14 protein-coding genes and 1 tRNA gene are annotated in these 16686 nt (G+C 65.6%); 3 read left to right on the top strand and 12 right to left on the bottom strand.

What is annotated here, in order from left to right:
• Nucleotides 1-42 precede the first annotated feature (42 nt).
• Nucleotides 43-2499 (top strand): DEAD/DEAH box helicase, encoded by a 2457-nt coding sequence (locus WC815_14125; GenBank protein ID MFA5909912.1) that lies wholly within the window; start codon nucleotides 43-45, stop codon nucleotides 2497-2499.
• Between the two features lie 2 nt (nucleotides 2500-2501).
• Nucleotides 2502-3884: a ribonuclease H-like domain-containing protein gene (locus WC815_14120; protein MFA5909911.1), complete on the top strand. Its 1383-nt coding sequence runs from the start codon at nucleotides 2502-2504 to the stop codon at nucleotides 3882-3884.
• Here the strand turns inward: WC815_14120 and WC815_14115 are convergent.
• A complete protein-coding gene (locus WC815_14115; protein ID MFA5909910.1) occupies nucleotides 3876-5195 on the bottom strand; it encodes a tetratricopeptide repeat protein in 1320 nt (439 codons plus the stop codon). The genes WC815_14120 and WC815_14115 overlap by 9 nt on opposite strands.
• A 74-nt stretch (nucleotides 5196-5269) precedes the next feature.
• Here WC815_14115 and WC815_14110 point away from each other — a divergent pair, with 74 nt between their 5' ends.
• Nucleotides 5270-6094, top strand: a complete 825-nt coding sequence (locus WC815_14110) for a hypothetical protein (protein MFA5909909.1) — start codon at nucleotides 5270-5272, stop codon at nucleotides 6092-6094.
• Here the strand turns inward: WC815_14110 and WC815_14105 are convergent.
• The 11 genes from WC815_14105 to WC815_14055 all read right to left on the bottom strand — a co-directional run bounded on the left by WC815_14105 (nucleotide 6082) and on the right by WC815_14055 (nucleotide 16604).
• Nucleotides 6082-6378 (bottom strand): hypothetical protein, encoded by a 297-nt coding sequence (locus tag WC815_14105; protein MFA5909908.1) that lies wholly within the window; start codon nucleotides 6376-6378, stop codon nucleotides 6082-6084. The two genes, WC815_14110 and WC815_14105, sit on opposite strands and share 13 nt — an antisense overlap.
• 81 nt (nucleotides 6379-6459) lie before the next feature.
• On the bottom strand, nucleotides 6460-6732 hold the full coding sequence (gene rpmE / locus WC815_14100) for a 50S ribosomal protein L31 (GenBank protein MFA5909907.1): 273 nt from the start codon (nucleotides 6730-6732) through the stop codon (nucleotides 6460-6462).
• Nucleotides 6733-6833: 101 nt separating this feature from the next.
• Nucleotides 6834-7919, bottom strand: a complete 1086-nt coding sequence (locus WC815_14095) for an agmatine deiminase family protein (GenBank protein MFA5909906.1) — start codon at nucleotides 7917-7919, stop codon at nucleotides 6834-6836.
• A 5-nt stretch (nucleotides 7920-7924) separates the two neighbouring features.
• A complete protein-coding gene (locus WC815_14090; protein ID MFA5909905.1) occupies nucleotides 7925-8833 on the bottom strand; it encodes a carbon-nitrogen hydrolase in 909 nt (302 codons plus the stop codon).
• A 9-nt stretch (nucleotides 8834-8842) separates the two neighbouring features.
• Nucleotides 8843-10168, bottom strand: coding sequence for a transcription termination factor Rho (gene rho / locus WC815_14085; GenBank protein MFA5909904.1), 1326 nt, complete (start codon nucleotides 10166-10168; stop codon nucleotides 8843-8845).
• A complete protein-coding gene (locus tag WC815_14080; GenBank protein MFA5909903.1) occupies nucleotides 10132-10761 on the bottom strand; it encodes a GTPase in 630 nt (209 codons plus the stop codon). The genes rho and WC815_14080 overlap by 37 nt, the downstream gene beginning before the upstream one ends.
• Nucleotides 10762-13143 carry an endopeptidase La gene (gene lon / locus WC815_14075; GenBank protein MFA5909902.1) on the bottom strand — a complete coding sequence of 794 codons (2382 nt, stop codon included), beginning with the start codon at nucleotides 13141-13143 and terminating at the stop codon, nucleotides 10762-10764.
• Between the two features lie 88 nt (nucleotides 13144-13231).
• The gene (gene clpX, locus WC815_14070) at nucleotides 13232-14482 is read right to left on the bottom strand and encodes an ATP-dependent Clp protease ATP-binding subunit ClpX (GenBank protein MFA5909901.1); all 1251 of its coding nucleotides are present in this window, start codon (nucleotides 14480-14482) and stop codon (nucleotides 13232-13234) included.
• A gap of 14 nt (nucleotides 14483-14496) precedes the next feature.
• Nucleotides 14497-15096 (bottom strand): ATP-dependent Clp endopeptidase proteolytic subunit ClpP, encoded by a 600-nt coding sequence (clpP, locus tag WC815_14065; protein ID MFA5909900.1) that lies wholly within the window; start codon nucleotides 15094-15096, stop codon nucleotides 14497-14499.
• Between the two features lie 64 nt (nucleotides 15097-15160).
• Entirely contained in the window at nucleotides 15161-16450 is a 1290-nt protein-coding gene (gene tig / locus WC815_14060) for a trigger factor (GenBank protein ID MFA5909899.1), read from the bottom strand.
• Nucleotides 16451-16517: 67 nt separating this feature from the next.
• A tRNA-Leu gene (locus WC815_14055) sits at nucleotides 16518-16604 on the bottom strand.
• Nucleotides 16605-16686: the final 82 nt, after the last annotated feature.

Genomic DNA, 16686 nt, shown 5'->3' with positions numbered 1-16686 from the left:
CCTTTCGTCCGATGATCGTGTAGGATTGCACACGATTACCCTATGGCGTCCGATCACTCGACGCTGCCCGCTCGGCGTTCGCAGGAACACAAGCAGATCGCCCTCCAGAGCGCGCTCCAGGTCCTGGCTTCAGGCTCGGCGCTCGACCGCCCGGATACCCCAGACGAGGTTGTGACCGCGGTGCGGCGGCTGCCTGCGGTGGAGGCGGCCTACGCGCCGTTCCCGGCCAACATCGATCCCAGGCTGCGCGCGGCGCTTGAAGCGCGCGGGGTGCAGCAGCTGTACACCCACCAGGCGGAATCCTTCGATCTCGTCTCGCAAGGCCGCCAGGTGGTGGTCACCACGCCGACCGCCTCGGGCAAGACCCTCTGCTACAACCTGCCCGTTCTCGATCGCATCCTGAAGAACCCGGCGACGCGCGCGCTGTATCTGTTCCCGACCAAGGCGCTGGCGCAGGATCAGATGGCCGAGCTGCACGAGCTGGTGGGCGCCATCGGCAACGTTGGTGGGGATGAGATCGGCGTCCACACCTACGATGGCGATACGCCGCAGGACGCGCGCCGCACCATCCGCACGCGCGCGCACATCGTGCTCAGCAATCCCGACATGGTGCACTCGGGGATCCTCCCGCACCACCCGCGGTGGGCCAAGCTCTTCGAGAATCTCCAGTTCATCGTCATCGACGAATTGCATGCGTATCGCGGCGTGTTCGGCAGCCATCTGGCCAACGTGCTGCGTCGCCTGCAGCGCATCTGCCGGCACTACGGATCGAATCCGCAGTTTATCTGCTCGTCGGCGACCATCGCCAACCCGTCGGAGCTGGCGGAGCGGCTGGCGGAACGGCCGTTCGCTCTCGTCGACAAGAGCGGCGCCCCAAGAGGCGAGAAGTTCTTCGTCTTCGTCAATCCGCCGGTGGTGAATCGCGAGCTTGGCATCCGCAAGTCGTACATCGCGGAATCGCGGCGCGTGGCGGGGGAGTTCCTGCGCCGCAACTTGCAGGTGATCGTGTTCGCGCAGAGCCGGCTCACCACCGAGATTCTGACGACCTATCTCAAGGAAGACTTCGAGGACGTGCCCGGCATGCCCGAGCGCATTCGCGGCTATCGCGGCGGCTACCTGCCGCTGCGCCGGCGCGAGATCGAGAAAGGCCTGCGCGCCGGCCAGGTGCGCGGCGTGGTCTCGACCAACGCGCTCGAGCTCGGCATCGACATCGGCGCGCTCGACGTGTGCGTGATGGCCGGCTATCCCGGCACGATTGCCTCCACGTGGCAGCGCGCCGGCCGCGCCGGCCGCCGCAGCGGCCAGTCGGCGGCGGTAATGGTGTCGTCCAGCGCGCCGATCGACCAGTTCGTGGTGCGCCACCCCGCGTACTTCTTCGACGCCTCGCCCGAACACGCGCTGGTCAATCCCGACAACCTGCACATCCTGGTGGACCACGTGAAGTGCGCGGCGTTCGAACTGCCGTTCACCACGGAGGAGTCGTACGGCCAGGTGAACGTGCAGGAAGTGCTGGGCGTGCTGCAGGAGTCGGGCCTCGTGCACCGGTCCGGCCATGACGACGAACTGGGGCAGTGGCATTGGACGAGCGAGTCGTACCCGGCCAACGCCGTGAGCCTGCGGTCGATCTCGTCCGACAACTTCGTCATCACCGATCACACCAACGGACCGAAGGTGATTGGCGAGACCGACTTCACGAGCGCGCTGGCAACGCTGCACCCCAAGGCCATCTACATGGTGGAGGGCAAGATCTTCCAGGTCGAAGAGCTCGACTTCGTCGGCCGCAAGGCGCACGTCAAGGAAGTGGACTGCGATTACTACACGACCGCGATCACCTACACCAAGGTGACCATCCTCGATCGCTTCGCCACCGACGCGCCGAGCGTCGCGCTGCACGGCGAGGTGCACGTGGTATCGCGCGTCGTCGGGTTCAAGAAGATCAAGTTCCACACCAACGAGAACGTCGGCTCGGGCGAGCTCGACCTGCCCGAGCAGCAGATGCACACGACGTCGTACTGGCTCGAGGTTCCGCTCGCGGTGATGAGCGCGCTGCCCTACGCGACTGACGACCGCCGCGACGGCGTGGTCGGCCTGGCGTTTGCCATGAAGCAGGTGGCGCAGCTGCTGCTGATGTGCGATGCAAGGGATATTGGCCTATCCGTGAATACCGGTGATCACGACCAGTCCGGAACGGACTGGCCGAGGATCTTCATCTACGACGCCTACCCGGGCGGCATCGGCTTCAGTGCGCCGCTGTGGGGCATGCAGCAGGAACTGCTGTCGAAGACGAGTGCCCTGATTGCCGGCTGCGACTGCGAGACCGGGTGCCCGATGTGCGTCGGCCCGATCGGCGAAACCGGTCCGCTCGCCAAGACCGTGGCCTTGCGGTTGCTCGAGCACTTGCTGGCGCCGCGTTTGGAGGGCGATGGCTTTAGCCATCGCCCCGTCGCAGCGACGGCTGAAGCCGTCGCTCTCCGAACGCAGGACGAGGTGCCTTTCTAGCCATGTCCACGCTCGATCGGCTCCGGGGCATTGTCCAGGGCACCAGGCCATCGGCCGTGCCCGTGGTCGCGCCCGAGCTTGAACAGTCGACTTCGCGTTCGGAGAGCGATGGCTTGAGCCATCGCTTGCCGGCGACCGCTGAAGCGGCCGCCCTCCGCACGTCTCATGCCGCCGGAGTTCTTGGCGGCACCGTGAAGGATCGCGCCGAAGGCGCCGTGATCATCGTGGACCGCGAGTATCGAGCCGGCGACCTCCACGGCCGGCGCCGCATCGGCGACCTCATCGACACGATCCATGAGGGGCAGGACGCGCTGGCGACGATGGCGTGCGCTTGGCCCTCGGCGAAGGGGGTTGGTGGCACCCTCCTGTTCCTCGACCTCGAGACCACGGGACTCTTCGGCGGCGCCGGCACCCAGGCGTTTCTCGTCGGCTGCGCGGCAATCGACGGCGACTCCATTCGCGTCCGGCAGTTCATGATGCCGGGCTTCGAGCACGAACGCGCCGTCCTCCACGAGATGGCGGCGTGGGCCGCCACGCACGGCGCGCTGGTGACCTACAACGGCCGCACCTTCGACGTGCCGTTGATCGAAACCCGGTTCCTGTTTCACCGGGTGCCGTTCCCGCTGGCCGAGGTGCCGCACCTCGACATGCTGCACGCGGCCCGCCGCTTGTGGCGGGGCCGCCCCAATACCGCCGGACCGGATCCGGACGAGAGCAGTTGCTCGCTGTCGGTCCTCGAAAAGCACCTGGCGGGCGTGCACCGCGTCGGCGACGTGCCCGGCTTCGAGATCCCCTCGCGCTATTTCCAGTTTGTCCGCGACGGCGATGCGCGGCCGCTGGAAGCCGTGCTCGAGCACAACCGCCTCGACCTGATCTCGCTGGCGGCGGTGATGGCGCGGGCGCTGACGCTGGTGGGCGGCGGGCCGCTCGAGTCGTCTAACCCTCACGAATGCCTCGGCCTGGCACGGCTGTACGAGCGCGCCGGCGCGTCAGCGAATGCCGAGGCCGCGTTGCTGCGGAGCATCGACCTGGCGAAGCGCATCGGCAGCGAGCCCGAGGTCCACGGCGAGGCCTTGCGGCGATTGGCGTGGTTGCGGCGGCGGGCGCGTCGCGTGCACGAAGCCGCGGATGCCTGGCGGGAACTGGCGTCGTTGCCCCGCTGCGCGGCCGCGCTGCGGCGCGAGGCGAAAGAAGCGCTGGCGATCTATCACGAGCATCGCTCGCGCGACCTGGGCGCCGCGCGCTCGCTGGTGCTGGATGTGTTGAAGGACGACCCGCTGGGCCGGCGCAAGGTCGAAGCCGAACATCGCCTGCAGCGGCTGGATCGCAAGCTCTCGGCGGCCACGCCGGGCGGGCTGCTTTCGGCGCTCGAAGACTCAGTCTAGGCCGGTCGCCACCGGCGAGCCCCGCGGGGCGACCTGGCGCGCGATCGCATCGAACCCCGGCTCGATCCGCAGCGGATCCAGCGCCGGGTCGATGTTGCGATAGATCATCCAATACGACCGCTCGGCAAAGGCGCGCTGCAACCATTCGAGAGCGGTCGCCGTCTGCCCAAGCGCGGCGTAGATCACCGCCACCGAGTACGACGGCACGAAGGTCGACTTCGAGCGGACGTGCAGTTCCTTGACAGCCTCCAGCGCCGCAGCGGTGTTGCCCATCATCGCGTGCACGCGGCCGAGGGCGGCCACCACATCCCGATCGTTCGACAGCTGCTTCGAGATGCCGAGCTCGGCCAGGGCCTCGTCGAAGCGGCCCATCTGCGCCAGCGCCAGGCCCAGCCTGAAGTGGGCCATCGAGAAATTAGGGTCGACCTGTAAGACGTGGCGGAACTGGCGCGCGGCCGCCTGGTAGTCGCGACCGTAGTAGGCCGGGTAGCCGGCAATGGTCGGGATGATGCGCGACAGCGGGTCGAGTGCCTCGGCCCGGGCCAGTGCCCGCCGCGCCTCGTCGAAACGGCCCATCGCCGTCAGGTACAACCCATAACGCTGGTAGGCATCGCCATAGTTGGGATTGAGGGCGATGGCCCGCTGGAAGGCCTGCTCGGCTGCGGGCCAGTTCCACTCGTAAAACAATTCGACCACGCCGAGGGCGTTGTGAGCCTCGGCTTGGCCGGGATCAAAACGGAGTGCGGTCTCGGCTGCGGCCTTGGCTCTGGGAAACACCGCGGCCGGCAACGACGCGCCGTAGAGGCTGAGCAGGGCATAGGCATCGGACAGCCCGACCCAGGCCGGCGCAAACTCGGGGTCCGCATCGGTCGCCTCGATGAAACCGGTGATGGCCTCGAGGATGGTTTCGGTCAGGCGCTTGTTGAGCCAGTGGCGAGCCCGCGTCGTCAGCTTGTGGGCGCGAACCTGGTTGCCGGTCGACGGCAGCGGCTCGTGCACCTCGGCGGCAAAGCGATACCCGCGACCCGGCACCGTCACAATGTAGCGATGCTCGCGAGGCGACTCGCCCAGGGCCTTGCGAAGTACCGAGATGTTCTGCGTGAGGTTGGCTTCGCTGACGAACGTTCCCGGCCAAACCCCGTGTAGGATCTCATCCTTGTCGAGCGCGCGGTGCCGGTGCTGGACGAGGAACACGAGCAGATTAAAGGCCTTCGGAAGGATCGCGACCACTTGTCCGGATTTGGAGAGCAGGCGCTTTCCAGCATCCAGCCGGAACTCATCGAATTCGAATACTGGACCCCCGGCCGCCATGGCCCTAACATTCTCTTAGAAATTCTGATGTCACTCCAACGACTTTTGCGCTCGAGCTCCGTATATTCGCGTCCATGAATGGTTTGAGGGTTCTGTCGGCCGTGATGGGGGTCGCGCTGGCGGTGACCAGTTGCGGTGGCGGTTCGTCGGCCGCGCCCACCAGCCCAACCACCACGACCCTGCCGGCGACCCCGACCACCCCAACGGCACCTCCAGTCACAACGACGTTCACCGGGTGGGACTTCAATGGGCAGGTGTGGCGGCCCCTGGGCACCCCTCCGGCGTGCGCGAATCCGTTGACGTTGCCGCTGCCGGTGGAGATGAGCCGCGTCACCTCGATCCTGTATCCCGGGCAAGTGCGTGGAGACTACAAGGCCCACGGCGGCTTCCGCTTCGACCTGCCCGGCCAGACCACGGCCGTGGAGGTGAGGGCGACCATGCCGGCCACCTTGCTGCGCGCCGGTCGCTATCTGGCCAGTGGCGAGATTCAGTACACGTTCGACTTCGTCAACGACTGCGGAATCATGTTCCGCTTTGGCCACCTGCGCGACCTGCCGCCGAAGTTCCAGGCCATTGCCGACACCCTGCCGGCTCCGGTCGAGCTCGACTCCCGGTCCACGCCCATCAGCGGCGTCACCGTCACGCTAGGCGAGGTGCTCGGAACTGGTGTCGGCCTTCGCGATTCAGCGCGGAATGTGTTTTTTGACTACGGCGTCTACGACCTGCGGCAGCGTAACGCGTCCAGCAACGATCCGGCCTGGCTCGCCGCGCATGACAACGACATCATGCCGTACGGGATCTGCTGGTTCGACACGCTGTCAGCTGCCGACGCCGCTCTCGTTCGAAGCCTGCCCCCAGCCGATGGGGTAATGGGCAGGACCAGCGACTACTGCCGATGAAGAGGACCATGCGGATCAGGAGTCTCGTCGCCGACGCCCACCGCCACCACACCGGCGCCGACCACGCCGACACCCAACACCAACGCACCGGTGTTCTCAGTGCCCTTCGTCTCGCCGGACGCTGCCCTGGCGTTCTTCGTGCTTGGCGTGGCCCTGCCGTTGGGTGTGCAGAACCCGCCCTGTGAAATCGAGACCGCGAACCAGACGACGGCGGTGCTCGCGCCAGCGCCCGGCCGCGTGGTGAACATCACCACGACCAGCCAGAGCGATCGTACGATCTTCATCCTCCCGAGCGACAACTCGGTGTTCGACCTGGTTAGGTCGAGTGGTGACCGGGACACGCCGGCAGGCGCGCTACCCGGCGGCTAGTTGGCCTTCTTCGCGGCCTTGGCCTTGGTTGCCTTGACGGCCTTGTCGGCGGTCTTGCGGGCTTCCACCGTCTGCGCGCCGAACTTCTTGGTGAAGCGCGTGATGCGGCCTTCGGTGTCGAGCAACTTCTGGCGGCCCGTGAAGAAGGGGTGGCAGCTGGAGCAGACGTCCAAGTGCAGGTCCTTGCTCGTGGACTTGGTCATCCACTTCGCGCCGCACGCGCAGTGGGCTTCGACTTCTTTGTATTCCGGGTGAATATTCGGCTTCATTATCAGCGTCCTTTCGCTGGATCCGGAGCCCACTAATAGGCTCGCTTTCCAGCACGCTAGGGAAACACCAATTCTAGCACGCGCCCCGGCACCCCAGGCACCTAGAACTTGGGCATTTGCTGCGTAAAGCAGTGAATTGCGCCCAAACCCCAGATCAGGGCGCGGCAATCGACGCCAATGACCTTGCGGCCGGGCAGGTGGCGCTGCAGCACGGCCATGGCCTGGCGGTCACGTGCGGGCTGGCCGAAGGTCGGCACCAGCAGCGCCCCGTTCACGAAGTAGAAGTTGAGGTAGGTCGCCGGCAGCCGCTGGCCGTCATACGAGAGCGGCTTTGGCATGGGCAGCTCGAGGATGTCGAACGGCCGGCCGTCCTGGTCGCGCGCCTTGTCGAGCGCGCGACGAGCGCGCTGCAGGATCGCGAAGTTCGGATCGCGCCGGTTCGTCTCGATGCCAATCGCAATCGTCCGCGCATCGACGAAGCGCGCCAGGTCGTCGATGTGGCCGTCGGTGTCATCGCCCTCGATGCCGTCACCGAGCCACACCACGTGCTGCTGCCCGTAGTAGTCGCGCAGGAAGCACTCGATGTCGGTCTTTGAGAGCGTCCGGTTCCGATTCTTGTTGAGCAGGCACGAAGTCGTCGTCAGCACCGTGCCCGCGCCGTTGAAGTCAACCGCGCCGCCTTCCATCACGATCCCCGGATAGAACACCGGCAGCCCGAGTTCTTCGGCAATCCGCGCCGGCACGGCGTCATCGGCGTCATAGGGCGGATACTTGCCGCCCCACGCGTTGAAGCCCCAGTCGACGATCGCCGCTTCGGTCCTGCCGCGGCGGGTCCGCAGCACGAAAGCGGGACCGTGGTCGCGGGCCCAGCACTCGTTGGTCTTGATGTGGTGGAAGCGCACGCGGCCAAGCGGCACCTTGCGATCGCGCAAGAACGCGCGGACGATGCGCTCGTAGTTGGTGTTGGGAACGTTGAGGTGCACTTCCTCGCGCGTGACCAGCACGCGGATGAGGCCGGCGATGTCTTCGATGGCGTCGTGGTAGCGATCGGGAAACGAGATGCCTTCGGGACGCGGCCAGCTGATCCAGGTGCCGCGATGTGGATACCACTCGGCTGGAAATGAGAAGCCGTGGTCCGCTGGCGTCCCTTTCGGGGCCTTGGGTGCGTGCGGTGCCTTGGGTGCCAAGGGGGTTAATCGCTGAGGCGCTTGGTGAGGTCGCCGTAGGCGTCGATGCGGCGATCGCGGAGGAACGGCCAGTGGGTGCGGCTGAACTCGACGTTGGCGAGGTCGCAGCCGACCACCATCACGGCTTCCTTGTCGGCCGGGGCGCGTTCGACGACCTGTCCGTTCGGCGATGCCACGAACGACTGGCCCCAGAACACGATGCCGTCCTTGTCCACCGGGGCGCCGGTCCTGTCCTTGATGAACTCGTGGCCGACGCGGTTCGGGGCGCAGACGTAGCAGCCGTTGGCCACCGCGTGGCTGCGCTGGATCAGCTCCCACGAATCGTGCTGCGCCACGCCGTACTGCTTCTTCTCGGACGGGTGCCAGCCGATGGCGGTGGGATAGAACAGGATCTCGGCGCCCTGCATGGCGGTGAGGCGGGCGCCTTCCGGGAACCACTGGTCCCAGCAGATCAGCACGCCGATGGTTGCCACCTTGGTCTTCCAGGCGCGGAAGCCGGTGTCGCCGGGGGTGAAGTAGAACTTCTCGTAGAACAGCGGGTCGTCGGGGATGTGCATCTTGCGATACACGCCCATCAGCGAGCCGTCGGCGTCGATGATCGCCGCGGTGTTGTGATAAACGCCGGCGGCGCGCTTCTCGAACAGCGAGGCCACGATCACGGCCTTGTATTTCCTGGCGAGCTTGCAGAACGCGTCGGTTGACGGCCCCGGAATCGACTCGGCGAGCGCGAAGAAGCGGTGGTCTTCGACCTGGCAGAAATACGGCGAGCGGAACAGCTCCTGCGTGCAGACGATCTTCGCGCCCTTCTTCAGGGCGCGTTCGGTCAGCGCCAGTTGCTTCGCCAGGTTCTTCTTCGGGTCGTCGCCGCACGCCATCTGCGTGAGGCCCACCTTCACGGTCGTCGACGCGGCCATGGCGCTATCCTACTTGCCCTGTTGCATCGCTGACAGGAACTCGGCGTTGGTCTTGGTCTTGCTCATCTTCGAGAGCAGCAGCTCCATGGCCTCGACCGGCGACAGCGGCGTGAGGACGCGGCGCAGCACGTAGACGCGGGCCAGGTCTTCCTTCGACAGCAACAGCTCTTCCTTGCGGGTGCCACTCTTCTGGATGTCGATGGTCGGGAACACGCGGCGGTCGGCGAGCTTGCGGTCCAGGTGCACTTCCATGTTGCCGGTGCCCTTGAACTCCTCGAAGATCACTTCGTCCATGCGCGAGCCGGTGTCCACCAGCGCGGTGGCGACAATGGTGAGCGAGCCGCCCTGTTCGATGTTGCGCGCGGCGCCGAAGAAGCGCTTCGGCCGTTGCAGCGCGTTGCTGTCGACGCCGCCCGACAGCACCTTGCCCGAGGTCGGCACGATGGTGTTGTAGGCGCGGGCGAGGCGGGTGATCGAGTCGAGCAGGATGACGACGTCCTTCTTGTGCTCGACCAGGCGCTTGGCCTTTTCGATCACCATCTCGGCGACCTGCACGTGGCGCTGGGCCGGCTCGTCGAACGTGGACGACACCACCTCGCCCTTGACCGAGCGCTGCATGTCGGTCACTTCCTCGGGCCGCTCGTCGATGAGCAGCACGATCAGGTAGATCTCGGGGTGGTTGATGGTGATGGCGTTGGCGATCGACTGCAGCAGCATGGTCTTGCCGGTGCGCGGCGGCGCGACGATCAGGCCGCGCTGGCCCTTGCCGAGCGGGGTCATCAGGTCCATGACGCGGGTCGACAGGTTCTCGGGGTCGGCCTCGAGGTGGATGTGTTCCTGCGGGTAGAGCGGCGTCAGGTTCTCGAAGAACACGCGCTCCTTGCCGCGGGCCGGCGGCTCGAAGTTGATGGCCTCGACCTTGATCAGCGCGAAGTAACGTTCGCCTTCTTTCGGCGAGCGAATCTGCCCCGAGATGGTGTCGCCGGTGTGCAGGTCGAACTTGCGAATCTGGGAGGGGGAGACGTAGATGTCGTCGGGGCCGGCGAGGTAGTTGTAGTCGGGGGCCCGCAGGAAGCCGAAGCCGTCTGGGAGCACTTCGAGCACGCCTTCCGAGAAGATCAGCCCGGCCTTCTCGGCGCGGGCCCGGAGGATCTCGAAGATCAACTCCTGCTTGCGCATGCCGGTCGCGCCTGGAATCTCCAGGTCCCTGGCGATCTTGGTCAGCGCCGTGACGCCGAGATCCTTGAGGGTGGAGAGATCGAGGGTGGCCGGTTCGGTGGCGGGCGTGGTCGGCGTAGCTACGGCCGCGTCAGCAGCCTGGCGATCAGTGTCCACAGTGCATCCAATCCTTCACCGGTCTCCGCCGACACGGGCGTGACCGGACCTGAGTAAAGCCGTTCCAGTTCCGAGAGATGACGATGCCGCTCGGCACGCGTCAGTTTGTCCACCTTGGTCGCGACCACATGGCGTTCGATGCCCATGCGGCTCAACCACGTCCAGGCGATGCGATCCGCGTCCAGCCCCGGGTGCCGGCTGTCAACCAGCGCCAGGACCCCGCAGAACACCGGCGCCTTCTCGCCTGACGCCGGCCCGCCGGGATCGTCCTCGGCGTGCCGGCTGCTGAAATACTCCGCGGCCAGCGCGTCGAATTCCTGGCGGCTCTTCTCGCCGCCGCGCGCATAGCCGTAGCCGGGGAGGTCCACCAGGTAAAACGCGGGCCTGCTCTCCACGGCGACCCGGTAGAAATTCGCCAGTCGCGTCTTGCCGGGAGCGGCGCTCGTCCGGGCGAGTTTCTGCCGGACGAGGGCGTTGATCAGCGTCGACTTGCCGACGTTCGAGCGGCCCACCATGGCCAGCTCGGGCACGCCGTCCTTCGGGAACCCAACTGTTCCCGCGGCGCTCGTGACGAACTCAGAAGTGACCTTCACTCAGTGCGTAATCGCATCGGCCGACCCGTCGATGTCGGCATCGGGTGTCGGCGTCAGCGGCGTCAACGGCCCGGCGAGGGCAATCTTCAGCACTTCATCCATGTGGCTGACCATGTGGATGTCGAGCAGGTCGAGCACGTTCTTCGGGATGTCGGCCAGGTCCTTCTCGTTCTCTTTCGGCACGAGAATGGTCTTCACGCCGGCGCGGTGCGCGGCCAGCAGCTTTTCCTTGAGGCCGCCGATCGGCAGCACCTTGCCGCGCAGGGTGATCTCGCCGGTCATGGCGACGTCGCGGCGCGTCGGAATGCGCGCGAGCGCCGAGATCAAGGCCGTGGCCAGCGTGATGCCGGCCGAGGGGCCGTCTTTCGGGATGGCGCCTTCGGGGATGTGCACGTGCACGTCGACCTTGCGGTTGAAGTCTTTCGGGATGCCGAAGGCTTCGGCCCGCGAGCGCACGTAGCTCATTGCCGCCTGCGCCGACTCCTGCATCACGTCGCCGAGCTTGCCGGTGAGGATGAGCCGGCCGCGGCCCGGCATCAGCGTGCACTCGGTGACCAGGATCTCGCCGCCGACTTCGGTCCACGCCAGGCCGGTGGCGACGCCAATCTCGTTCTGCTCTTCGGCAACGCTGGGGCGGTAGCGCGGCACGCCGAGGTATTCGGTGACCTTTTCGGCGGTGATCGTCTCCGACGTGCTCGGGCCCTCGACCACCACCTTGCGGGCGATCTTGCGGCAGATCGCGTTGATCTCACGTTCGAGGTTGCGGACGCCCGCCTCGCGCGTGTAGCGCTGGATGATGTTCTGGAGCGCCTCGTCGGCGAACGTGATGTTCTTCTCGGTGAGCCCCGAGCCCTCCACCGCCTTGCTGACCAGGAAGCGCTTGGCGATCTCGGTCTTCTCCTGCTCGGTGTAGCCGGCCAGTTGCAGCACTTCCATGCGGTCGCGCAGCGCCTGCGGAATGGTGTGCAGCACGTTGGCGGTGCAGATGAACATGACGTTCGACAGGTCGTACTCGACGTCGAGGTAGTGATCGAGGAAGGTGCCGTTCTGCTCGGGGTCGAGCACTTCGAGCAATGCCGCTGACGGGTCGCCGCGGAAGTCCATCGACATCTTGTCGATTTCGTCGAGCAGGAACACCGGGTTGAGCGAGGTGGCCTTCTTCATCATCTGGATGATCTGGCCGGGGAAGGCACCGATATAGGTGCGGCGATGGCCGCGCACTTCGGCTTCGTCACGGACGCCGCCCAGTGACAGGCGCACGAACTTGCGGTTCATGGCGCGGGCGATCGACTTGGCCAGCGAGGTCTTGCCGACGCCCGGCGGGCCGACAAACGTGAGGATGGTCGCCTTGGGCTTTTTCACCAGGGCGCGCACCGCGAGGAACTCGAGAATACGGTCCTTGATCTTGTCGAGGCCGTAGTGGTCCTCGTTGAGCACGACCTCGGCGTTCTTGAGGTCGCGGTTCTCCTTGGTCTTCTTGTGCCACGGCACCGCGATCAGCCAGTCGAGGTAGTTGCGCGAGACGGTGGCTTCGGCCGACATCGGCGGCATCGCCTCGAGGCGTTTCAGTTCTTGGACCGCCTTTTCCTCGACGTCCTTCGGCATCCGCGCCTGTTCGATCTTCTTCTTCAGGTCGTCGGCCTCGTTGCCCTTGTCGTCCTTGCGGCCCAGTTCCTTCTGGATCGCCTTCATCTTCTCGTTGAGGTAGTACTCCTTCTGCGCCTTCTCCATCTGCTTCTTGACGCGAGACTGGATGCGGCGATCGACCTGGAGCTTGTCGACTTCGGCCTCGAGGATGCCGGCGATGCGGTTGAGGCGCTCGAGCGGCGAGACGATCTCGAGCAGGTTCTGCTTCTCGTCGATGCCGACCAGCAGGTGCGCCGAGATGGTGTCGGCCAGCTTGCCCGGGTCGTCCACCCGCACCGCCGCGATCATCGCGTCGTAGTGCAGGTTGTTCGACAGCTTGACGTATTGCTCGAACAGCGTGACGACGCGGCTCATGGTCTGCTCGACGTCGCCGGCGGCGTCCTTCTGCCGCTGCAGCACCTTGACCACCACGCGGTAGAAGCCCTTGTCTTCCTTCCACTCGATCACGCGCGCGCGATCGACGCCCTCGACCAGCACCTTGATGTTGCTGTCGGGCAGCTTCAGGCTCTGCACGACGTTGGCGACGCAGCCCATCGTGAAGATGTCCTCGGCCTTGGGATCGTCGGTGGAGGCGTCGTGCTGCGCCGCCAGGAAGATCCGCTTGTCCTTGCCCAGCGCGTGTTCGAGCGCGCGGATGGACGACGGCCGCCCGATGACGAACGGCATCATCATGTGCGGGAACACGACGACGTCGCGAAGGGGGACGATCGGGAGGGTCTCGTAGACTTCGACCATATTTTTAAGGTGCCTGGAGGTGCGTACGGTGCCGGGCGTGCCTAGGGTGCTGGTGCCAACGTGCCAAGTGCCTAAGTGCCTGGTGCTGCTAGCCGGCTTTTTCGATGACTTCGAGGCCGGTGTTCTTGCTCACGACCATCTCGCGCGTGATCACCACTTCACGGGCCTTCTTCTGCCCGGGCATCTGGTACATCAGGTCGAGCATCAGGTCTTCGATGATCATCCGCAGGCCGCGGGCGCCGATCTTGCGGGCCAGCGCCATCTCGGCAATCGCCTCGATCGATTCGTCGGTGAAGCGCAGCTTGACGTTCTCGTACTCGAACAGCTTCTGGTATTGACGGATGATCGCGTTGCGCGGCTGCGTCAGGATCTGGACGAGGGCCGGGCGGTCGAGCTCGTGCAGCGTGCCCATCACGGGCAGGCGGCCGACGAACTCGGGGATGAGGCCGAACTTGATCAGGTCCTGGGGCTCGGCCTGCTCGAGGATGGCGCCGACGTCGAAGTGCTTGTTCGACTTGATCTCGGCCTTGAAGCCCAGCGTCTTCTTGCCGATGCGGCGCTCCACCACCTTGTCGAGGCCGACGAACGCGCCGCCACAGATGAACAGGATGTTGGTGGTGTCGATCTGGAAGAATTCCTGGTGCGGATGCTTGCGTCCGCCCTGCGGCGGGACGTTGGCCACGGTGCCTTCGAGAATCTTGAGCAGCGCCTGCTGCACGCCTTCGCCCGAGACGTCGCGGGTGATCGACGGGTTCTCGTCCTTGCGGCCGATCTTGTCGATTTCGTCGATGTAGACGATGCCCTGCTGGCACTTCTCGATGTCGCCGCCGGCGGCCTGCAGCAGCTTGAGGATGATGTTCTCGACGTCTTCGCCGACGTAGCCGGCCTCGGTCAGGGTCGTCGCATCGACGATCGTGAACGGCACCGACAGCAGCTTGGCCAGCGTCTGTGCCAGCAGCGTCTTGCCGCTGCCGGTCGGGCCGATCAGCAGGATGTTGGACTTGGTCAGCTCGACGTCGTGCCGGCTGCGCGGCTGCTTCTGGATTTCCAGCCGCTTGTAGTGGTTGTAGACCGCGACCGCGAGCTTCTTCTTCGTCAGTTCCTGGCCGATCACGTACTCGTCGAGGAACTTCTTGATCTCGGGCGGGGCCGGCAGGGACGTGCGCGTCCCGCGGTTGTCGAACCGGTTGTCGTCGGCAATGATGTCGTTGCAGACCTCGACACATTCGTCGCAGATGAATACCGTCGGACCGGCAATCAATTTGCGGACGTCGTTCTGGTCTTTATTGCAGAACGAGCAGCGTAAAATCTCGCCGCCGTCGCCGTTCTTTTTTACCATGCCGTATACCTAGGTTACACCCGTTTACGAATGACGTCGTCAATAATTCCGTACTCTTTGCCCTGGTCCGCCGACATGATGTAGTCGCGCTCGGTATCGTCCTGAATGCGCTTCATTTCCTGGCCCGTGTGCTGGACCAGAATCTCGTTGATTCGCGCACGCATGCGTATGATTTCCTTCGCCGCCAGGTCGATGTCGGTGGCCTGGCCGCCGAGCCCCGACATCCACGGCTGGTGGATCAGGATGCGCGAGTTGGGCAGGGAAAAGCGCTTGCCCTTGGTCCCCGCCGCCAGCAGCACCGCCGCAATCGACGCCGCCTGGCCGATGCAGATCGTCTGCACGTCGGGACGGATGAACTGCATGGTGTCGTAGATCGCAAACCCGGCCGTAATCGACCCGCCCGGACTGTTCAAGTACAGCTGGATGTCCTTGTCCGGGTCCTCGGCCTCGAGAAACAGCATCTGCGCGATGGCCAGGTTGGCCACGCCGTCGTCGATCGGCGTGCCAATAAAGATGATGTTGTCCTTGAGGAGGCGCGAAAAGATGTCGTATGCGCGCTCACCGCGGTTGGTCTGTTCGACCACCATCGGCACAAGCTGATTCTGGTAGCTCATATGGATTAGGCTTCCTACTGTTATCGGCTGAAGACGCCGGAAGTGCAATAGCCAAAAGGGCGCGTCAGGACTTCGTGATGTTCGCCTTGGACAGGACCAGGGAAACCGCCTTTTCCCGGCGCAATCCGGCCGCCAGGCGGCCCAGTTCGCCATCCTTTTGCAGGCGCGCCCGGATGCTCGGCACGGTGTGCCCGGTCTGCTCCGCGTAGCGCTGGAGTTCGGCGTCCAGGTCGGCTTCCGTCACGGCGACGTTCTCCCGCCTGGCGATCTCGTCCAGCACGATGGCCGACCCGACCGCCTCGGTGGCGGGCTCCCGCTGGCCTTCGCGGAACGCGTTCCAGTCGATGTTGGCCTGCCGCGGATCGACCCGCTGATCCATCAGGCGCCGCGCGAAGTCTTCGAGCCGGCGGTCGATTTCGCGCTCCACCAGCGTGGCCGGCACGGCAAATGGCACGCGCGCCGCGAGCTGCTTCAGCACATCCTGGCGGAGCTGGCGCTCGGCCGCGTGCATTGCCTCGTGCTCGAGGTCTTCCCGCACGCGCGTCCGCAGCGCGTCGAGCGAGTCGAACTCGCCCAGGTCCTTCGCGAGCTCGTCGTCCAGGGGCGGAACCACGCGCTTCTTGATCTCTTTCAGCGTCACCGTGTAGTCCACCGTGCCGCCGGCGAGTTCGGCGATGGTGTAGTCGGCGGGGTAGGTGATGGTGAAGCTCTTGGTCGTGCCGGGCGTCACGCCGATCATCTCGGCGTCAAAGCCCGGCGGGTTCGACGGCGCCCCCAGTTCGATCGAGACCTGGTCGTGCTTGTCGGGCTGGCCCTTCTTGCCGTCCTTGTCGATGCCCTGCCGTTCGAGGCTGACCACCACGGTGTGGCCCGCTTCCACGGCGCCGGTCTCCACCGCCTCGAAACGCGCGGCGCGTTCGCGCAGGCGCTCGAGCGACTGGTTGACCACCTCGTCCGCCACGGCCGCCGCCGGCTGCGTCGCCTCGATGGTGGACAGGTCGCCGGGGTCGAAGCTCGGCATCACGTCGAACGACGCCTTGAACGTGAGGGGTTTGCCTTCCTCGAGGACGAGGTCCTTGATGTCGGGCGTCTCGATCGGCTCGACGCCGCGTTCGGTCAGCGCGTCACCCACGGCCTTGGCCACCAATTGCTCGGCCACGTCCTGCATGATCTGGCCCTTGAAGCGCTGGCGGACGACGGTGGCGGGCACCTTGCCGGGGCGGAACCCGGGGATGCGCGCGGCGCGGCCGATCTTGGCGGCGGCGTGGCCGATGGCCTCATCGACCACCGTGCTGGGGACTTCCACCGTGAGGTCACGGCGCGTTTCGTTCACGTCAACAATTTCTGATTTCATGATCTGGTGATTTGGTGATCTCGGTGTTCGCCGAGGTCCGCCCTCAGCCTTGCGGGCAGGAGGCAAATGGTGCGAAAGAGGGGAGTCGAACCCCTATAGCCTTGCGGCTACCGGCTCCTAAGGCCGGCGCGTCTGCCAGTTCCGCCACTTTCGCGCGCGGAAAATCCTGTTTAGCGTAGCACGGCCGGCGGGCGGGCGCACGCGCATCGCCACCGGCGCCAGGCCGGGGCTCCCGC

It is taken from the genome of Vicinamibacterales bacterium, assembly GCA_041659285.1.
Lineage (GTDB): Bacteria > Acidobacteriota > Vicinamibacteria > Vicinamibacterales > UBA2999 > 12-FULL-67-14b.
Note: the sequence above shows the minus strand (reverse complement) of the source record. Positions and strands in the feature narration are given on the sequence as shown.

What these genes read in the sequence shown, in the direction of transcription:
- tig (MFA5909899.1), bottom strand. Translation starts at nt 16,450, where the DNA reads ATGAAATCAGAAATTGTTGACGTGAACGAAACGCGCCGTGACCTCACG.
- clpX (MFA5909901.1), bottom strand. Translation starts at nt 14,482, where the DNA reads ATGGTAAAAAAGAACGGCGACGGCGGCGAGATTTTACGCTGCTCGTTC.
- clpP (MFA5909900.1), bottom strand. Translation starts at nt 15,096, where the DNA reads ATGAGCTACCAGAATCAGCTTGTGCCGATGGTGGTCGAACAGACCAAC.
- WC815_14120 (MFA5909911.1), top strand. Translation starts at nt 2,502, where the DNA reads ATGTCCACGCTCGATCGGCTCCGGGGCATTGTCCAGGGCACCAGGCCA.
- WC815_14115 (MFA5909910.1), bottom strand. Translation starts at nt 5,195, where the DNA reads ATGGCGGCCGGGGGTCCAGTATTCGAATTCGATGAGTTCCGGCTGGAT.
- WC815_14090 (MFA5909905.1), bottom strand. Translation starts at nt 8,833, where the DNA reads ATGGCCGCGTCGACGACCGTGAAGGTGGGCCTCACGCAGATGGCGTGC.
- lon (MFA5909902.1), bottom strand. Translation starts at nt 13,143, where the DNA reads ATGGTCGAAGTCTACGAGACCCTCCCGATCGTCCCCCTTCGCGACGTC.
- WC815_14110 (MFA5909909.1), top strand. Translation starts at nt 5,270, where the DNA reads ATGAATGGTTTGAGGGTTCTGTCGGCCGTGATGGGGGTCGCGCTGGCG.
- rpmE (MFA5909907.1), bottom strand. Translation starts at nt 6,732, where the DNA reads ATGAAGCCGAATATTCACCCGGAATACAAAGAAGTCGAAGCCCACTGC.
- WC815_14125 (MFA5909912.1), top strand. Translation starts at nt 43, where the DNA reads ATGGCGTCCGATCACTCGACGCTGCCCGCTCGGCGTTCGCAGGAACAC.
- WC815_14105 (MFA5909908.1), bottom strand. Translation starts at nt 6,378, where the DNA reads ATGAAGATCGTACGATCGCTCTGGCTGGTCGTGGTGATGTTCACCACG.